This is a genomic window from Paraburkholderia domus, from assembly GCF_905220705.1.
GTDB classification, from domain to species: domain Bacteria; phylum Pseudomonadota; class Gammaproteobacteria; order Burkholderiales; family Burkholderiaceae; genus Paraburkholderia; species Paraburkholderia domus.
In genome coordinates, this window is the sequence record NZ_CAJNAT010000032.1 from 57,628 (window position 1) to 74,370 (window position 16,743).

The 16,743-nt window shown below is 62.6% G+C and carries 15 protein-coding genes and 1 riboswitch; of the genes, 7 read left to right on the plus strand and 8 right to left on the minus strand.

The features are described 5' to 3' along the window. Positions 1 to 6: 6 nt before the first annotated feature. A complete protein-coding gene (locus tag KHO31_RS33080) occupies positions 7 to 1,428 on the minus strand; it encodes an aldehyde dehydrogenase family protein (protein WP_201108671.1) in 1,422 nt (473 codons plus the stop codon). A 102-nt stretch (positions 1,429 to 1,530) separates the two neighbouring features. Here KHO31_RS33080 and KHO31_RS33085 point away from each other — a divergent pair, with 102 nt between their 5' ends. From KHO31_RS33085 to KHO31_RS33095, 3 genes are all read left to right on the plus strand, one after another. After that, positions 1,531 to 2,418 carry a LysR family transcriptional regulator gene (locus tag KHO31_RS33085; protein WP_201139123.1) on the plus strand — a complete coding sequence of 296 codons (888 nt, stop codon included), beginning with the start codon at positions 1,531 to 1,533 and terminating at the stop codon, positions 2,416 to 2,418. A 393-nt stretch (positions 2,419 to 2,811) separates the two neighbouring features. Continuing rightward, complete coding sequence (locus KHO31_RS33090) at positions 2,812 to 5,082, plus strand: xanthine dehydrogenase family protein molybdopterin-binding subunit (protein WP_211625232.1); 2,271 nt, start codon at positions 2,812 to 2,814, stop codon at positions 5,080 to 5,082. Positions 5,083 to 5,108: 26 nt separating this feature from the next. Then, a complete protein-coding gene (locus KHO31_RS33095; protein WP_115778595.1) occupies positions 5,109 to 5,570 on the plus strand; it encodes a (2Fe-2S)-binding protein in 462 nt (153 codons plus the stop codon). A 453-nt stretch (positions 5,571 to 6,023) separates the two neighbouring features. On the opposite strand, the gene KHO31_RS33100 is transcribed toward KHO31_RS33095, so the two are convergent. The 6 genes from KHO31_RS33100 to KHO31_RS33125 form a co-directional block, all read right to left on the minus strand. After that, on the minus strand, positions 6,024 to 7,559 hold the full coding sequence (locus KHO31_RS33100; protein WP_211625234.1) for an efflux transporter outer membrane subunit: 1,536 nt from the start codon (positions 7,557 to 7,559) through the stop codon (positions 6,024 to 6,026). After that, positions 7,556 to 8,593, minus strand: coding sequence for an efflux RND transporter periplasmic adaptor subunit (locus tag KHO31_RS33105; RefSeq protein ID WP_211625236.1), 1,038 nt, complete (start codon positions 8,591 to 8,593; stop codon positions 7,556 to 7,558). The genes KHO31_RS33100 and KHO31_RS33105 overlap by 4 nt, the downstream gene beginning before the upstream one ends. Continuing rightward, on the minus strand, positions 8,590 to 8,799 hold the full coding sequence (locus tag KHO31_RS33110) for a DUF1656 domain-containing protein (RefSeq protein ID WP_007176114.1): 210 nt from the start codon (positions 8,797 to 8,799) through the stop codon (positions 8,590 to 8,592). The genes KHO31_RS33105 and KHO31_RS33110 overlap by 4 nt, the downstream gene beginning before the upstream one ends. Positions 8,800 to 8,844: 45 nt before the next feature. Next, a complete protein-coding gene (locus KHO31_RS33115) occupies positions 8,845 to 10,947 on the minus strand; it encodes an FUSC family protein (RefSeq protein ID WP_201078035.1) in 2,103 nt (700 codons plus the stop codon). A 6-nt stretch (positions 10,948 to 10,953) separates the two neighbouring features. After that, a complete protein-coding gene (locus KHO31_RS33120) occupies positions 10,954 to 11,415 on the minus strand; it encodes a MarR family winged helix-turn-helix transcriptional regulator (protein ID WP_201078037.1) in 462 nt (153 codons plus the stop codon). A gap of 179 nt (positions 11,416 to 11,594) precedes the next feature. Beyond that, entirely contained in the window at positions 11,595 to 12,287 is a 693-nt protein-coding gene (locus KHO31_RS33125) for a hypothetical protein (protein ID WP_201078039.1), read from the minus strand. 271 nt (positions 12,288 to 12,558) lie between these two features. On the opposite strand from KHO31_RS33125, the gene KHO31_RS33130 reads away from it, so the two are divergent. Next, positions 12,559 to 13,635, plus strand: coding sequence for an alpha/beta hydrolase (locus KHO31_RS33130; RefSeq protein ID WP_211625238.1), 1,077 nt, complete (start codon positions 12,559 to 12,561; stop codon positions 13,633 to 13,635). Positions 13,636 to 13,783: 148 nt separating this feature from the next. Next, positions 13,784 to 14,224, plus strand: coding sequence for a hypothetical protein (locus KHO31_RS33135; protein ID WP_211620709.1), 441 nt, complete (start codon positions 13,784 to 13,786; stop codon positions 14,222 to 14,224). Between the two features lie 56 nt (positions 14,225 to 14,280). Here the strand turns inward: KHO31_RS33135 and KHO31_RS33140 are convergent, their stop codons facing one another. Then, positions 14,281 to 14,880, minus strand: coding sequence for a histidine phosphatase family protein (locus KHO31_RS33140; RefSeq protein ID WP_201078045.1), 600 nt, complete (start codon positions 14,878 to 14,880; stop codon positions 14,281 to 14,283). Positions 14,881 to 14,974: 94 nt separating this feature from the next. Beyond that, positions 14,975 to 15,061, plus strand: a riboswitch (adenosylcobalamin (AdoCbl) riboswitch). 53 nt (positions 15,062 to 15,114) lie between these two features. Between KHO31_RS33140 and KHO31_RS33145 the strand changes: the two genes are divergently transcribed. Further along, positions 15,115 to 15,336 (plus strand): CbtB domain-containing protein, encoded by a 222-nt coding sequence (locus KHO31_RS33145; protein WP_201078047.1) that lies wholly within the window; start codon positions 15,115 to 15,117, stop codon positions 15,334 to 15,336. A gap of 11 nt (positions 15,337 to 15,347) precedes the next feature. Further along, on the plus strand, positions 15,348 to 16,094 hold the full coding sequence (locus KHO31_RS33150) for a CbtA family protein (protein ID WP_211625240.1): 747 nt from the start codon (positions 15,348 to 15,350) through the stop codon (positions 16,092 to 16,094). The last annotated feature ends 649 nt before the right edge of the window (positions 16,095 to 16,743 follow it).

Below are 16,743 nucleotides of genomic sequence, written 5' to 3' on the forward strand. Positions count from 1 at the left end.
AACGCTTTAGTTCACGCCCAGCAATGACTTCGGTTCCATGAAGGCTTCCAACCCGAACGTGCCGTATTCCCGCCCGATGCCCGATTGCTTGAAGCCGCCAAACGGTGCGGCTGGTTCGTGTGCCAACGTGTTGATCAGTACACGCCCAGCGTCGATTCGAGTGGCGACAGCGCGAGCCCGCGCCGCATCGGCCGAGAGCACGTAGGCTTGCAGCCCGTAGCTCGTGTCATTGGCGATTGCAATTGCTTCCTCGGTATCGCGATACGCAATGATCGACAGCACCGGCCCAAAAATCTCTTCACGGGCAATCGTCATGTCGTTGCTGACGCCGCTAAATACGGTCGGACGCACGAACCAGCCGCGCTCCACGCCTTCCGGACGGCCCTCGCCACCGGCAATCAATCGCGCGCCTTCGTCGATGCCGATGCCGATGTAGCGCTGCACGCGCTCCCACTGCTTGTGGCTGACCATCGGGCCGATCTGCGTATTGGGATCGCGTGGATCACCGGCTTGCGTGCGAGCGACTTCAAAGCGCACCCGCTCTTCGAATTCCGTAAGGCGGCTCTGCGGTACGAGAATCCGTGTACCGGCGATACACGCCTGACCGCTGTTCATGAACCCTGCCTGGAGCGCCAGCGGCACCGCTTCCGCGAAATCGGCGTCGTCGAGTATGACGACCGGCGATTTGCCGCCCAACTCTAACGTGACGCGTTTCAATGTCTCCGCGCCGGTGCGCAGGATCGTCTTGCCGACAGCGGTCGATCCGGTGAAGGAAATCTTCGCCACGTCCGGATGCGCGCTGATTTCCGCCCCCACAGTGTCACCCCGGCCCGTGACGATATTGAACACGCCCGCGGGCAGGCCGGCTTCGTGCAGTGCCTCGGTGATGATCCGTGTCTGGATCGCGCTCATTTCACTCGGCTTGATGACGGCCGTGCAGCCCGCCGCAATCGCTGCAGCCAGCTTCCCGCAGATAAAGCCGCCATTGCTATTCCACGGCGTAATCAAGCCGGCGACGCCGAGCGGTTGCATGACGACGTCGGCGGTGCCGGCGCGTCGCGTGAAATCATAGGTCTGCAAGACCTTGATGACTTCCGCCAGCACGTCCGCTGGGTATTTCGCCATCCAGCGTGCGCGTGACACCGGCGCACCGTATTCCTCGACGATGGCTTCGAACAGTTCGTCTTCTCTCGCTTGAACCGCGGCGTGCATGCGTCCGAGCAGGGCGATCCGCTCTTCCCTGCTGGTGCGGGAAAACGCCGGGAAGGCGCGTTTGGCGGCGGCGATCGCGCGGCGAGCGTCTTCCGCGTCGGCCAGACGCACCTTGCCGATCACCGTTTCCTTGGCCGGGTTGTGAAGATCGAACCACTCTTCGCCGTGCGGGGTGACGAACGCGCCGTCGATATAAACCTTGTCGATTTGCTGCATAAAAGTTCCTACCCAGGAAGTCGTGTTGCCTCAACGATAGGCTCAGTGGATTAAGCCGACTAGCCATATAATCAAGGATGATTCGTTGAGCAGGATGGGATAATGAAGACGCCCGGTTTGAGCGAACTGGAAGGCGTGCTTGCGGTGGCGCGCCATCGCAGCTTCCGCGCAGCGGCGACGGAACTGGGCGTGTCGACATCGGCGCTGAGCCATGCGATTGCGGCGTTGGAGGCGCGCATCGGCGTGCGCCTCTTTAATCGGACGACACGCAGCGTGTCGTTATCCGAAGCGGGCGCGCAATTCGTCGACAGTGTGGCGCCGGCGTTGTCGACCATCCGCGTGGCCATCGAGCAGGCCGGCACCTATCGCGACACACCCGCGGGTACGCTGCGCATCAACACATCGACGGGCGCGGCGCGCCAGGTGATGCCCTTGCTGCTGGCATACCTGCGGCGTTATCCGGAGATGAAGCTGGATCTCGTCACCGAGGGGCGCATGATCGACATCGTGGTGGAGGGCTTTGATGCCGGCATTCGGTTGGCTGAGATCGTGCCGCAGGACATGATCGCCGTGCCGTTCAACCGGCCGCAGCGTTTTGCAGTCGTTGGGAGTCCCGCCTATTTCGCCGAAAATCCGAAGCCGCGCACGCCGGACGATCTGCGTGCACACCGTTGTATCCGGATGCGCATGCCGAGCGGGCGTATTTATCACTGGGAGTTCGAGCGACGCGGCCAGGCGATCAGCGTGGATGTGCAGGGCATGCTGACACTCGATGAGCCGTTGCTCATCATGGAGGCGGCCCGCGAGGGGTTTGGATTGGCGTATATGACCGAATGGAATGTGGCGGCAGATCTGGAAGCGGGCACGCTGCAGCGTGTACTGGAAGATTGGACGCCGGCGTTCGACGGGCTGTGTCTTTACTATCCTGGACGACGTCATATACCTGCGGGACTGCGGGCTTTGATTGAGATGATTCGGGAGGGCGAGTGAGGTTGGGTGCGGTTGGTTGGATTTAGCATCCGGGCATATCGCAAGGATGCGGCTTTGACGGACAAGGCTGTGTTCCAGCTCTACAGTCCCGATGTGCAGGAGGTAATCAACGACTCGCGCAGTTAGCAAAAATCCGCCACCTCTCGCATTTTTCCGCCGTTCAAGCCAGTTGCGCTGCAGCGTGCCACCACGCGACGAATAACATTTAATGAACTGACATACGGCCTTTCCTCGAAGGGCATTCACCAGCACTGTGCAGCTCGGCTGAAACCCCTTAGCTTTCAGTCTTCCACTCACTCTTCCGTCTTACTACTGTTCCGACGAAACAAGCTCCCGCGCCAGTCCGCGCTTCCACAGCGTCTCCGTCACCGTGCAAGCTGATCGAGCCATACGATGTTAAAGCGCAGAACCTTCCTGCTAGGCGGCGCCAGCGCGCTCGGTGCGTTGCTGGTCGGCTGGTCGGTGCTGCCGCCGGGGCAACGCCTGACCACCTCCATGCCGCTGCCGATTGAAGCCGACCAGGTCGCACTCAACGGCTGGGTCAAAATCGCCGCGGACAACACCGTGACGATCGTGGTGTGCAAAGCGGAAATGGGGCAGGGTATCCACACTGGCCTTGCGATGCTGCTGGCCGAGGAACTCGACGCCGACTGGTCGAAGGTTCGAGTGGAAAACTCGCCGATCGACAAGATCTACAACAGCGTGCAGAACATCGTCGACGATCTGCCGTTTCGCCCGGACGACGACAGCACGGTCAAGCGCGCCACAGTCTGGATGACCCGCAAGCTGGTGCGCGATGCTGGGACCATGATGACGGGCGGTTCATCGAGCATCAACGATCTATGGACGCCGATGCGCGAAGCCGGCGCTTCGGCGCGCGCGATGCTGATCGGCGCGGCGGCGGAGCAATGGAAGGTGCCGCCCACCGAATGCCGCACGGAAGGTGGCTACGTACTGCACGGATCGGGCCACAAAGCGAGCTTCGGCGAACTGTCCGCGATGGCTGCACAGCAACCGCTGCCGCGCAAGGTCGCGCTGAAAGATCCCGCTGAGTTCAAACTGATCGGCAAACCGGTTCGGCGCATCGAGGCCGCATCGAAAATCAACGGCACAGCGCGTTTCGGCATTGACGCGCTACCCGACGGTCTCATCTACGCGAGCGTGGTGATGTGTCCCACGCTAGGTGGTACGGTGGCGCATTTCGACGCGTCGCCTGCCGCGAAAATGCCGGGTTTTATCAAAGCCATCGCGTTAGCGCCGTACGCGGGCGGCAGCGGCGCCGTCGCGATGATCGCGGACAACGCGTTTCGGGCGATGAACGCGGTCAGCGCCATCAATGTGGTGTGGAATGACGGCGCAGCGGCCAATCTGTCGAGCGCCGGCGTGGACACCGAGCTCGCGAAGGCGCTGGACGACAGTGACGGCCACGCTTACTACCATCGCGGCGACGTCGATGCTGCACTGAGCGGCGCGGCGCGAACCGTCACTGCCGAGTATCACGCACCGTATCTCGCGCATGGATCGGTCGAACCCGTCAATTGCACCGTGCAGGTTGCGGACGGCGCGGCTACCGTTTGGGTCTCGACGCAAATGCCTGGTCTCGCGAGGCAGCACGTCGCGAAAGTGCTGGACATCGACGCTGACAAGGTCGACGTGCAAACGCAACTGCTCGGTGGTGCTTTCGGACGGCGTCTGGAGCTCGATTTCATCGCGCAAGCTGCGGCGATTGCGCGCGAAGGCGGTGGTCGTCCGGTGCAAACGATCTGGTCGCGCGCACAGGACTTTACCCACGATTTCTATCGTCCGGCCTGCGTATCGCGGCTGAAGGCCGGTTTCGACAAGGACGGCAAGCTGGTCGCGTGGCATGCCACGTCCGCGAGTCAGGCGATCGTGCCTGACGCACTCGCACGTTACTACGGTGTGCCGCGCATTCCAATCGACAAGACCACCTGCGAGGGCGCGTTCGATCAGCCCTACGAATGGCCCACTGCGCGCGTGGCGCACAAGATCGTCGAATTGCCGGTGCCGATTGGATTCTGGCGGTCGGTTGGCCATTCGCATCAGGCGTTTTTCACCGAGGGTTTTACCGACGAACTCGCCGCAGCCACCGGCCAGGATCCGATTGCGTTTCGCGCGTCGCTGCTCGCGCAGCATCCGCGCCATCTGGCGGTGTTAAGGCGTGTTGCCACGTTGTCGGATTGGGGGCATCCACTAACGCATGCCGCGGACGGTACAAAGCGGGCGCGCGGAGTCGCGCTGCACGAAGCGTTCGGCAGTGTCGTCGCGCAGGTGGCGGAAGTATCGGTCGGCCCGAACAAGCAAATTCGCGTGCACCGGGTAGTCTGCGTAATCGATTGCGGCTTGCCGGTGAACCCGAATCTGATTCGTCAGCAGATGGAAAGCGGCATCGTGTTTGGCCTGTCGACTGCGTTGCAGGACGAAATCACTATTGTTGGCGGGGTGGTGACGCAGAAGAACTTCGTCGATTTCCCAGTTGTGCGGATGAGCGATTGTCCGGTGATCGAAGTCGACATCATGCCGAGTCAGATGCACCCGCAGGGCGTCGGCGAGCCGGGGGTTCCGCCGATCGCGCCGGCGGTGGCTAACGCTGTGTTCGCGCTGACCGGCCAGCGCTTGCGCGCGTTGCCGTTGAGGCTCGCGTGAATCGCAGCGGATTGATGGAGAAAAGCATGGGATCGCTAAACATCAACGGCCGGGCGGTGGCCGTGCAAGCCGAGCCGGATATGCCGCTCCTCTGGGTGCTGCGCTGCGACCTCGGCATGACCGGCACCAAGTTCGGCTGCGGCGTGGGCATTTGCGGCGCTTGCACAATCCATCTGGACGGCAAGGCGGGCCTTGCCTGCCAGACACCGATGTCGAGCTTGCACTCGCAGAAGATCACGACCATCGAAGGCGTGCAGGGCGCCGAAGCCCAGGCGCTGAAGGCGGCATGGATCGATCTCGACGTGGTGCAGTGCGGTTATTGCCAGAGCGCGCAATTGATGGCGGCTTGCGCGCTGCTCAAGCAGAAGCCTAATCCCACCGATGCCGACATCGACGCGGCGATGTCCAACATCGTGTGCCGTTGCGGCACGTATCCGAGGGTAAGGGCCGCGATTCACCAGGCGGCTGCGAAACGGCGCCCCGCTTAAGGCCGGCATCACCGCAGACAGAGGCGCCTGGGTGAGCCGATCACGAACCCAGCGGGCTCAGTTCGCCAGCATCTCCACAACCGCCACCACTACCGTGAAAACGCCGATACAGCCGCCGAGTGTGACTGCGCCTTGCATGAATTGCGACATACGTGACCCCGTAACGTGTGGTGTTGAGGCTCGTATTTAACCCGAATTGAAAGGTAAAAGAAAGCTTGTCAATAATAGTGATTTACCCGGATGAGGCGAGGCGAGAGGGTCAGGTCATCGCCCGATTCGCCGCCAACATGCCCCAATACGACGCTTCCTCGAATAGCGACATCCCCGGCATTGCGCGCGTGGCCGCAACGCTAAAGCGGCTCATCGAACTGCTCACCAAATGATTCATCAGCCGACTTACTGACCGGCCACTGGATCGACAGTGGGCCGGCCCGCGGAGTCGATCAAAACCGGTCAAGGCGCTTTGCTGGCCGCCGTCGGCACGGCCTTGGCCGGTGCCGCCGCAGCGGGAGTTGCCGTGTTAGACACCGCGGCCCCAGGCGCTGTCTGCACATCGATCTCCCATCCACCGCCAAGCGCGAGGAACAGGTTGACCTGATCGATCGCCACCTGACCTTCCGCGGCCGCCACCTGAGACTTGGTCGAGGTCAGCGTGCGCGTCGCGTCCAGATCCGAAATGAACGACTCGCGTCCGGCGCGATACAGGCGATGCGTTTCATCCGCCGATTCGGTAGCCGACTTCAGCGCGGCACGCAAAGCGTCAGCGCGGGCGGCGTCGGACGCATAGGTTGCGAGGCTGGCTTCGGTTTCGCGTAACGCGGTCAGCACCACGCCGTCGAACTTGGCCAACGCCACGTTGCTCGACGCCTCCGCTTCACGCACACGGCCTCGTGCGCCATTCGTCGGGAAGGTCCAGCTGATCAGCGGGCCGAAGGCCCAGCGTGCCGTCGGCGAGGTGCCGAGGTCCTCCAGAATCCCGGTCAAACCCGCCGATGCCCCGATGCTCACCGTCGGATACAACGCGCCAGTCGCGACGCCAATGCGCGCCGTCGAAGCCGCCAGTTGACGCTCGGCCTCGCGCACGTCCGGACGGCGCTTGAGCAGCGCGGCGCCGTCGCCGACAGGAATCGGCTGACGGATCTGCGGCAGCTTGCTGCAGGCCAGCACGGCCGGTGGTAAATCGGACGGCGCGCGCGCGAGTAGCGCCGCGAGCCGGTATTGCGCGATCTGGCGGCGCGCCGTATAGCGCGGAATATCCGCCGCCAGGGTATCGACCTGGGTCTGGCCACGCGTCACATCCGGCTGATTGCCGCGGCCCGCGTCGCGCAGCCGCCGCGATACGTCCACGCGCTCCTTCTGCAATGCCAGCGACTGCTGCGCGATCCTGAGCTCTTCGGCGGCCGAGCATTGCTCGACATAAGAGCGCACCACATCCGCGACCACCGTGATACGCGCGAGATCGCCGGCCGCTTGCACGGATTCCGTATCCGCCGCCGCCGCTTCGACACCGCGCCGCAACTTGCCGAACAGATCGATTTCGTACGAGATGCTGATGCCGATGTCGCCTTCGTTAGCGACCGGCAGTTTGTTGAAGAGCAGATACTGCTCGGCCGATTCCTGCGCCCGCTCGACGACCGCCGACGTCTTCCCGGAGAAGCCACCTTGAGCTTGCGCCACACCCAGCGCTTCACGCGAACGCGCGAGGTTCGCCGCGGCGACGCGCAAGTCGGTGTTCGATTGCAGCGCTTCGTCGACGAGGCTGTTCAGCACTGGATCGTCATAGAGCTTCCACCAGACCGCAGGCACGTTCTGCCGCGTGGTCAGTTTGGCATCGGCGCCTTCGATCGGTGCATTGGCGAGGGGCGCATTGACCAGCGCCTGCTTCGGCAGCGAATAATTGGGGCCGACGTTCATGCAGCCGTTGAGCGCGACGGCTAACGGCAACAATGGCAGCAGCGGCAATAAGGGCAGGGCGCGCGACAGCTTCATTGCGAGGCGCCCGAAATGACGGCAGCCGATGCCGGTTGTGCAGCGGAAGTAGCGGAGGTAGCCGGAACAGCGGACGGAGCCAAAGCCGAAGACGTAGCCGACGTCGAAGCCGCCGATCCATCCACAGTGCCCGAAGCGCCCGCGTCCGGATGCTTTTTGCCGGTCGGCGACAGATCACGCACGGACACCGTCGCCGTGCGTCCTGCGATCATGCGGAAGTCGGCAGGGACTTCGTCGAGCGCAACGCGCACCGGAATCCGTTGCGCGAGCCGCACCCAACTGAACGCGGGGTTCACGTTCGGCAGCAGATTCGACCCTTGCGTGCGGTCGCGATCTTCAATCCCCGCGACGATGCTTTGCACGTGACCGCGCAGCACCTTCGGTTCGCCCATCACCTGGATATCGACCAGTTGGCCGATGTCGATGCCGCGCATCTTGGTTTCTTCGAAGTAGCCGTCGACACGGAACGAATGCATATCCACCACCGACAGCACGGCCCGGCCCGCGGAGACGAACTCGCCGGTACGCGGCGCGCGGTCGTTCAGATAACCGTCGACCGGACTGACGATCGTGGTGCGTTGCAGATTGAGCTTGGCCGTATCGATCGCGACGTTCGCATCGGCGAGCGCGGCTTCCGCCGTTTCGACACGCGAGCGGCTTTCTTCGGCGACTTCCGCTGCGACCAGGTTACCGAGTTGGCGGTTGCGCGCGTCTTCGCGGCGCGCCTGATCGAGGGTGGCGCGGCGTTGCTGCGCGGTGGCCTGCGCCTGGCGCAGGGCGAGCGCGTAGCGGGCCTGATCGATCACGAACAGCACCTGGCCTTGCTTGACCTGCTGGTTGTCAGCGACATCGACCGATGAAATCAGCCCCGAGATATCCGGCGCGACCTGGATCACGTCGGCACGCACGTGGCCGTCGCGAGTCCACGGCGCGAACATGTAATAGGCGACCAGTTTCCACAGCACGAAGGCTGCAACCACGACGACGATCAGGGTCAGCAGAATTTGACTGACGGATAACCAGGTTTTTTTCACGTTATTAGTCTGTGCGAAACGACGACGACAAGGCCCAGCACCAGCACATAGATGCCGAGATCGAAGATGGACCGATGCCAGACGAAGCGGTAAAAACCGACGCGCGCGAGCACCGTGCGGATGGCCAGGTTGATCAGATAGGCGATCAACATCAGCACGAGCACGGCTGGCACGAACACGCCGAAGATATCGATTTCACCGATCATCGCGGGAGCTGGCAAAGGGGGGGATTGGGTTGCGGGACGGGTGCATCAGGCAGCGGTCTCCGGTTCGGGCGGCGTCGGTGTGATCAGCGTGGCCGGAAACAGCGAAAGACGCAAGCCGACCAGCGCGTGCAACGCATCGCGCAACCGGCGCGCTGAGGTTTGCGAGGTCGCGCTCGGCGCTTCGGCGTTGGCGAGCCCTTGTGCCGTGACGCGCGCCACGGCTGCATCGATCGACGACATCAGGCTCTCGGGTACTGGTTGGCGCGCGCGCTGATCGATGCACGTTTCGAAGTATTGGCACACGTCTTCGAGGACATGAGCGATTGCGGCCGGCGCTTCGCCGCCGAGCTTGTGGGTCAGACGGCGCAGATCGAGCGCGTTGAAGGCGATGCGCAGATCGCGGAAGCTTTCGATCGACGGATGGCGATGGTCGTCGGTGGCGGCCAGGCGCGGGATCAGCTGCATCAGGCGGTCGAGCATGCGCGAGGCGAGATTGCGCGGGTCCTCGATCGTCCGCGTGGAAGCCGTCAGCGCCACGTCGGCCCAGCTCGAGCGCAACAGCCGGGAGGCCGCGAGTTCAGCGCCGAACGGCCGCGTCACGCGGGTCCAAAGATACGCGTACAGCAAGCCTGCGAGGCCCGCAAGATTGCTGTTCAGGAAGATCAGGAAGTCGGCCGAGTAGGCATCCTGAATACTGATGAAGGTGGCGGTATTGACGGCCACGAGCACCGTCACCATGTTGAACTGCGGCCGCGGAATCAATGTGCCGACGAGGATGAACGGCGCGGCGAACAGGATGACCAGCATCGGGAAATCGTGCACGTGTGGCAGCACGGCGAACAGGTAGATGCCGGCGGCCACCACGCTGACCGCCGTGGCGACGAAGAACTTGAACACCATCGGCGCGGGTTCGTCGAGCGCGGCGAAGAAGCAGCAGGCGACCGCCGCCAGCGTCACCGCACTGGCGCCGTCCGCCCAGCCCGAGCTGATCCACAGACTGCACGCGATAATCACCGCAGCGCCCGCCGATACCGTCGAAAACAGCATGATGCCGCGGTCGAAGAACCGTTCGGTGCCACCCATCCGCCAATGGCGAAAACGTGGCCGCCACGAGCCTTCTTCGCGTGTGATGATGATGCGTAACGAGCGGCAGTCTTGCCACACATCGATCACCTGTTTCAAGCGCCACAGCGCGTTCGAAAGCAGCGCGCCGTTCCAGGTCGCGAGCGCGGCCGGCGGTGGCTGCATCGCGGCGATGCGATCGCGCAATGCGTTGGCCGTCGGGTCGGGGTGATAGCCCCCGCTAGCGGCGGGAAGCGGCGCATTGAACCATTTGATGACGTCGTTGAGCAATGCTTCGAGGCCCTCCGGCCATGTCTGGCGGCCGCTGTTGTAGAGGGCAATCAGCGGATCGGCCAGCGCGGACATCATCGGCAGCAGGAACTGCATGCGCCCGCGCAACTCATGGGCACGTGCCAGGATGTCCGGCCGGGTATGGTCGTAGGCAAGCTGGCTCAACAACAACTCCAGCCCGTTGATCGTGGCCGCGATCCGTTGACGCGCACCCGAGATCGCCGAACCCGCAATGCGCCCGGACAACGTTTCGGTCGCATAGAACGCGGCGTCGCGAAACCACGCGTCGGTCCGCTCGATAATGGTGGGCGCGAGCCGGCTCGGAAACAGCGAACTGCCGACGATACTCGCGCACACGATGCCGAGCGTGATCTCCTCGGTGCGGCTGATCGCCAGGTCGAACACGCCGCCTGGATTCGTCACCGAAGGCAAGGCGATGATCGGCATGGTGTAGGCCGCGAGCATGAAGACGTAGCTGCGCGCGGTGCGGTCAGCCACCGCCAGATACAGCAGCGTGCCGGTCCACAGCGCGACGATCACACTGAACAGATACGGCGATTCGACGAATGGCGGCACCAGCAGCACCGCCGCCGACGCGCCGAGCGCGGTGCCGAGCGCTCGATAAAGCGCCTTGGAGCGGGTCGCGCCGACAAACGGATTCGACACGATGTAGACGGTGGCCATCGCCCAGTACGGCCGCGGCAACTCGAGCGCGAGACCGATGTAGAGCGCGATCATCGCCGCGGCAAACGTCTTGACGGAGAACAGCCAGTCGCGGATGGAGGGATAGACCATAGACCCTTATTCGGGATCCCCGGCGTTGCGCGGCGCCGGTGCGTCGGCCGTGAAAGCGGCCAGCACTCGCAAGGTCGCTTCGAGATCGCTGCGCGAGATACCTTTCAAAGCTTGCGCCCGCAGCGTAACGAGTTCTTCTTCCATTTTAGCGGTGACGGCGCGGCCCTCATCAGTGAGTACCACGGTCTTGGCGCGCCGGTCTTCAGGATCTTCGTCGCGGCGCATCAGTCCGGCCGCGCACAGTTGATCGAGCAGCCGCACGAGCGAGGGCCCTTCAATACCGATGTAATCGGCCAGCGTGACCTGCCGCACCGCTTCGCCGAGCCGGCTGGCGGTCAGGAGCGGCGTGGCGCACGCTTCGGAGACGTTAAAGGCCGCGAGCACGCCATGGCTCGTGCGCCGCCATTTTCTGGCAGCGACGACCAGGGTGCTGCTGACGGTGCGGCGCAAGGCATCGAGATTCGACATGGCCGGTATTGTATTTCTAAAATATTCGTTAGCAAACTATTGATTCGCATCGAAGGTCGCCGGACACGGTCACTGCGCGGCGAACGCGGCTATCCGTTCGCCGTGCAATTTAAAGCGCGGACCTTAATGCATGCCAGTAGGGTTGATAGCTTCGCCGGGTCCGATATTCCGAACCAAGGTCAGTGCAATGCGGTCGCGGGCTGCGCGCCGAACGGCGCTTTTTCTGGTTCGGACCGATATTTGTCTACGAGCGCACTCACGCAGCTCGAGAATTGGGTGCGAAATCCGACGGGGTTGTCCGCCGGCGGCGCCAGGCCATCCGACGTAACGCTCCATCCGCTGGACGTCCGGACGGCATCGAGATCGAAGGATGCGGCCGATCTGCTGTCCAGGATCACGATTTCGCGCTTGTGGCCGCCTGCGGTCTGGATGATGGCTTCGCAACCCTGCTGGAGTTGCACAGGAGCATGAGCAGCGCTTCCAATCGGTGCGACGTTATCGGGCGCCGTTTTGTACATCCGCAAGGATTCGAACTGTGCCGGCATTGCAGCAGCGACGAACTCGACGTCAGTCTGTGAAATGCCGTCGCTGCAGCCGGCCAGAACGCCGATTAGCGACGCTAGTGTAAGGCGATTGAAAATACGCCGGAGAGCGGGGGCGTCGTAGCGCCAACGTGTGTGCGCGCTGGACACTGCGCCGCAGAGGGCGTGTGAGTCATGTAGGCCCTGCCAGTACTCAGGGCCGTGAGGCAGCCTGATCGTTCGATGCGCCCGGCGCAACAACCAGGCGTCGAACCAAGGGGGTGTGCTCATGCGGGTGCCACTCTGAGCTAACGACAGCCAGAGTATTTGGGCAAACGTTTGCTTTTTCATGTTCGAAAGGCCATAGCGGACTCGCCGCGCCAAACAGGTATAACGGCTGCGCCTAGCGTATCTTTAATCGGCATAACTCTATGCCGCTAACGCGCACTGTGCTGACAGCCAGTACACGCCAGTCGGTTTGACGGGCGATACGGCGTTCGGTCCGAACCAGACCGGCATGACAACCGGCATCCGCCACCGGTTTCTAGTTTTGAGCTTTTCAACGACGGATTTGACGATGCGCCGCGTTCAAGACAGTGCACGGTGATCAGGAGCAAGCTGCATGACATTCAATCTTTCCCGACGTCTGGCGACGGGGTGCGTGGCAGCCGGTGTCGCCATGCCGGCGTTGCTCACGCAACCGGCATTCGCGGCGCAGGCTGACAAGTCCCATTTGAAACCGGTGGCGACGATCTCGGACACGCGGTTCCCGATCGACACGCCGCAAGGGCGAGCTGAATTTCCGCTATATCTGTCGAAGGATTGGAACGTCGCGCAACCGCAGGTGACGCGTGCGGTGATCGTGATTCACGGCAGGCTGCGCAACGCGGACGTGTACTTCCGCACCGCGCAGAATGCACGCGACGCCGCTCACGCGGATGCCGACAGCACGCTTCTGATCGCACCACAGTTCCTCGCCACGCTCGATACGCGCGGGCATGACGAGCCGGCCGATCTGTTGCGCTGGAAGGGCGACGCGTGGATGGGCGGCGAAGCGGCGCGGGCGCCGCTGCCGGTCAGTTCGTACGAGGTGCTGGACGCGATTGTTACGCGCCTCGCGGATCGCAAGCTGTTTCCGAATCTGCAGCACGTCGTGTTCGCGGGGCATTCGGGCGGTGGACAGGTCGTGCAGCGTTACGCGGTGGCGGCGCGCAACATCGGCGTGCTGACCCGTGAAGGCATCGACGTGCGCTACGTGGTGGCGAGCCCGTCGACGTATGCGTATTTCGATGCACAACGGCCGAACGCACAAGGTGTGGCGGTGCCGTTCGATGCCGCGCAATGCGCCGGCTTCAATCAATGGAAATACGGCATGGACAATCGGCCGCCGTACCTCGATGACCGCCCACCCGCGCAACTCGAAGCCACTTATGCGTCGCGCCGGATCGACTACCTGGTCGGCGGCGCCGACGATGATCCGCAGCAAAGCGCGCTCGATAAAAGCTGTGCCGCAGAAGCGCAAGGCCCGCAGCGCGTTGCGCGTGCAGAAGCGTATTACCGGTACATCCGGTCGCGTCATCCCGAAGGCCTGGAACAGAGCTTTCATATCGTGCCGGGCGTTGGCCACGACGGCGCGCGCATGCTGACGTCGATCTGCGCCCTGTCGGCGATGTTCGACACCAAAGGATGCGAGCAATGAGCGAGGGCTGGCTTACGAACGCTATATGGCGTCGAGGCACGCGGAAGGATCGGCGAAGCATCGTACGTTTGTGATCGACGGCGTCGGGCATGACGCGTGCTACCACGCTAATGTCACCCGTGAGCCACTTTCGACGGACTGCGCCAACATGAACAAGACCCGAATCCTCGCCGCCGCGATCTCCGCACTCACGCTGAGCGCGTTGCTGCCATGCAGTGCGAATGCCGACGATGCGCCCAGCCCGTGCGCGTCGCTCAAGCGGATCGTCGCGGCGGCGCCGGACGGTTTGGCGTCGCTGACGCCGGACGACGGCAAGGGCGTCGCGCAACCCTACGGCGACGATGCGCAATGCTCGGCGAGCCATGGCAGCTACCAATGCACGTGGACGCCGCATCATGACGCCGGCTCAAGCGCGGACGCGCTGCAGGCCGTCGCGGCGGACATCGCGTCGTGTCTTCCGAACGCGACGCATGATCAGAATTCGCCAGGACGTCAGCACTTTTATCTAGGCACGCGTGACAGGCGGACGGATGTCACGCTGACGCCGGCAGGTTCGAACAAGCTGAGGTTGGTTGTATCAGGCAAGTGAACGGGCACCTGCATTTCGATTCGGCTGTTTGCGCGCGGCGCAGGTCGCCGCCGCTGTTACTGCGCCGCCGGCCACCACGTCCAACCACGTCGCGAGCGTCGCAACTCGACTATGGAGAGCGGTGCGATTTCAATGCGCGGAAACACGGCCGGCCATGTCCCAAGCGCATGGACAATGGCGGCCCGAATGACCGGTGCGTGCGTGACGGCGACGACATTTTGCGTATTGCGCTGCGCGTTGCCTGGTCCTGCGCTTAGCGTATCGTCCAGCGCATCGAGCCACTGTCCTACGCGCTTCACGAGTTGACTGAATGACTCGCCACCATGCGCGGCAGCGTCGGGATCGTGTGTCCATGCGGCGAGATCTTGCGGAGCTTCGACGGAGAGATCAGAGAGCCGTCGGCCATGCCATCGGCCGTAGTCCATATCCGCCAATCCCTTGCGGACCGTCGCAGTGAGGCCCAAGGCCGACGCCGTATCGCGCGCACAGACGGCAGGGCTGACGAAAACTGCGGCGTTGTCCGGAATCGACAGACGCGCACGCTCGGCGTGTGCTTCCGTGAGGCCGCGTGCGTCGAGCGGATCGTCAGCGGGGAAGCGGCCCTCGCGCATCGCCGCGGTCGATGCGTGGCTGATCAGTAACAGCCGTGTGTCCATCAGTTCATTTCCATAAAAGCCAGACTAAAGCCGGACGCTACGACCACGCTTTGCGTTGCCGGGAGGCAAAGTTTAGCGCGTAGAATAGCGACACTGCGAAGCACGGAAGCCGGTGAGAGCCCGGCGCGGTCGCGCCACTGTAATCGGCATTCATAGCCGAAAGCCAGACCTGAGCTTCGTACCATCCCTCTTCAATCGACTATCGGGGCGCGTTATCCCCAGGAGATGTCCATCATGACCGATGCTGTTTTCGATCCCGCGACTCAGCCCGCCGCTCAACCCACGCCGATTCCGCTGCGTGAGTTGCTGCCTTGGGTTGTGTTCGGCGGTTTGCTGCTGTTGCTCGCAATTTATTTCGTTGGTGCAGAAGAAGGTGCCACGTCGCTGGTGCCTGGCATGTACGTGCATGAATTCGTGCACGACGGCCGCCATCTGCTCGGCTTTCCCTGCCACTAACGGAGTTAAACATGGTTGGTAAATTGTTGGTACGCGGGATGCTTGCAGGCATCGCCGCGGGGTTGCTCACGTTCGGCTTCGCCAGATTGGTGGGGGAGCCGCAGGTCGATCAGGCGATTTCCTTCGAAGAAAAAGCCGACGCCGCCAAGGGCGAAGCGCCCGAACCCGAACTGGTGAGCCGCGGCACGCAAGCCGGGTTGGGGTTGTTGACGGGCGTGGTGACGTATGGCGCTGCATTCGGCGGCCTTTTCTCACTGGTCTTTGCGTATGCATACGGACGAGTCGGCGCAGTGAGCGCGCGCGCGTTGTCCGCATGGTTGGCGCTTGGCGCGTTTATCACGCTGGTGATTGTCCCGAACATCAAGTATCCAGCGAATCCCCCGTCGGTGGGCGACCCTGAGACGATTGGGATGCGCACCGGCTTGTTCTTCCTGATGATCGCGATCTCGCTGGCCGCCATAGTGTTCTCGCTGAAGGTGCGGCGCCGCGCGGCGCTGAAGCTGGGCGCCTGGAATGGCTCGATCGTGGCCGGCGTGGTGTTTGTCGCGATCATTGCTGCCGTGCAGCTGTCCATGCCGACGATCAACGAAGTGCCGGCGGCCTTCCCAGCGGTGCTGTTGTGGAAGTTCCGCGTCGCGGCAATCGGGATGCAGGTGATTATGTGGACGACCGTCGGGCTGCTATTCGGCGCTATGGTTGAGCGAAGCAAGCTGCTGGCTCCCGCGAGCCGCAGCGCGGCGAAGTCCGCTTATCTTTGACGCGAGTGGCACGGCCGCGCCGACGTGCAGCGTAAGAGAAGCCCAATACATCAAGTACTTGGCGCGTTTGCCAGAATGTTATCCACAGGCTTGCGAACAGATTCTGTTGATAACTTCCGAGGTTCTATAAGATCCTTTGTGGATAGGTGTTTGCGGACGTGCAGGGCATCAGGAACGAAGTCCGGCAGGCCGGTTTTTCGCATTCCCCACGTTTGCCTATCCGCGCTGCGTTGCACTGGAAACAGGCAGGAAAGAATGAGAATGCGGGCGTAAAACAAAACACTTGTTGCGTATTTTTGCAGCACACGACCTGTCCAACAGACTTCCATCTGTTCATTCGTCCTTGGTCTGCACACTTTGTTTGTTCACTCGGCCGCACTTGCGGATAGCGGGATGTTCTTGGGTGCCGTTCAAGACGCCGCTGCGATAGTATGCGATCTGGTTATCTCTTTAACGGTTTGCAATACTAAGTCAATTGCGTTGACAAAAAATGACATCATTCTAAGACTGTCCTATTTGATTCGATCCCAAAGTCCACTAGAGTTTTTGCCGGGGTATCCCGTGAATCTCTAACAGGAGTGGGCTTGAGTCGAAAAACTGGTTTTACGCACCGGCACTACCATCTCGACATGCCACAGGCCGCCAGTGC

Bases quoted from the DNA above. Each gene is read 5' to 3' on its own strand.
- KHO31_RS33080 (WP_201108671.1), bottom strand. From the start codon at position 1,428: ATGCAGCAAATCGACAAGGTTTATATCGACGGCGCGTTCGTCACCCCG.
- KHO31_RS33085 (WP_201139123.1), top strand. From the start codon at position 1,531: ATGAAGACGCCCGGTTTGAGCGAACTGGAAGGCGTGCTTGCGGTGGCG.
- KHO31_RS33090 (WP_211625232.1), top strand. From the start codon at position 2,812: ATGTTAAAGCGCAGAACCTTCCTGCTAGGCGGCGCCAGCGCGCTCGGT.
- KHO31_RS33095 (WP_115778595.1), top strand. From the start codon at position 5,109: ATGGGATCGCTAAACATCAACGGCCGGGCGGTGGCCGTGCAAGCCGAG.
- KHO31_RS33100 (WP_211625234.1), bottom strand. From the start codon at position 7,559: ATGAAGCTGTCGCGCGCCCTGCCCTTATTGCCGCTGCTGCCATTGTTG.
- KHO31_RS33110 (WP_007176114.1), bottom strand. From the start codon at position 8,799: ATGATCGGTGAAATCGATATCTTCGGCGTGTTCGTGCCAGCCGTGCTC.
- KHO31_RS33115 (WP_201078035.1), bottom strand. From the start codon at position 10,947: ATGGTCTATCCCTCCATCCGCGACTGGCTGTTCTCCGTCAAGACGTTT.
- KHO31_RS33120 (WP_201078037.1), bottom strand. From the start codon at position 11,415: ATGTCGAATCTCGATGCCTTGCGCCGCACCGTCAGCAGCACCCTGGTC.
- KHO31_RS33125 (WP_201078039.1), bottom strand. From the start codon at position 12,287: ATGAAAAAGCAAACGTTTGCCCAAATACTCTGGCTGTCGTTAGCTCAG.
- KHO31_RS33130 (WP_211625238.1), top strand. From the start codon at position 12,559: ATGACATTCAATCTTTCCCGACGTCTGGCGACGGGGTGCGTGGCAGCC.
- KHO31_RS33135 (WP_211620709.1), top strand. From the start codon at position 13,784: ATGAACAAGACCCGAATCCTCGCCGCCGCGATCTCCGCACTCACGCTG.
- KHO31_RS33140 (WP_201078045.1), bottom strand. From the start codon at position 14,880: ATGGACACACGGCTGTTACTGATCAGCCACGCATCGACCGCGGCGATG.
- KHO31_RS33145 (WP_201078047.1), top strand. From the start codon at position 15,115: ATGACCGATGCTGTTTTCGATCCCGCGACTCAGCCCGCCGCTCAACCC.
- KHO31_RS33150 (WP_211625240.1), top strand. From the start codon at position 15,348: ATGGTTGGTAAATTGTTGGTACGCGGGATGCTTGCAGGCATCGCCGCG.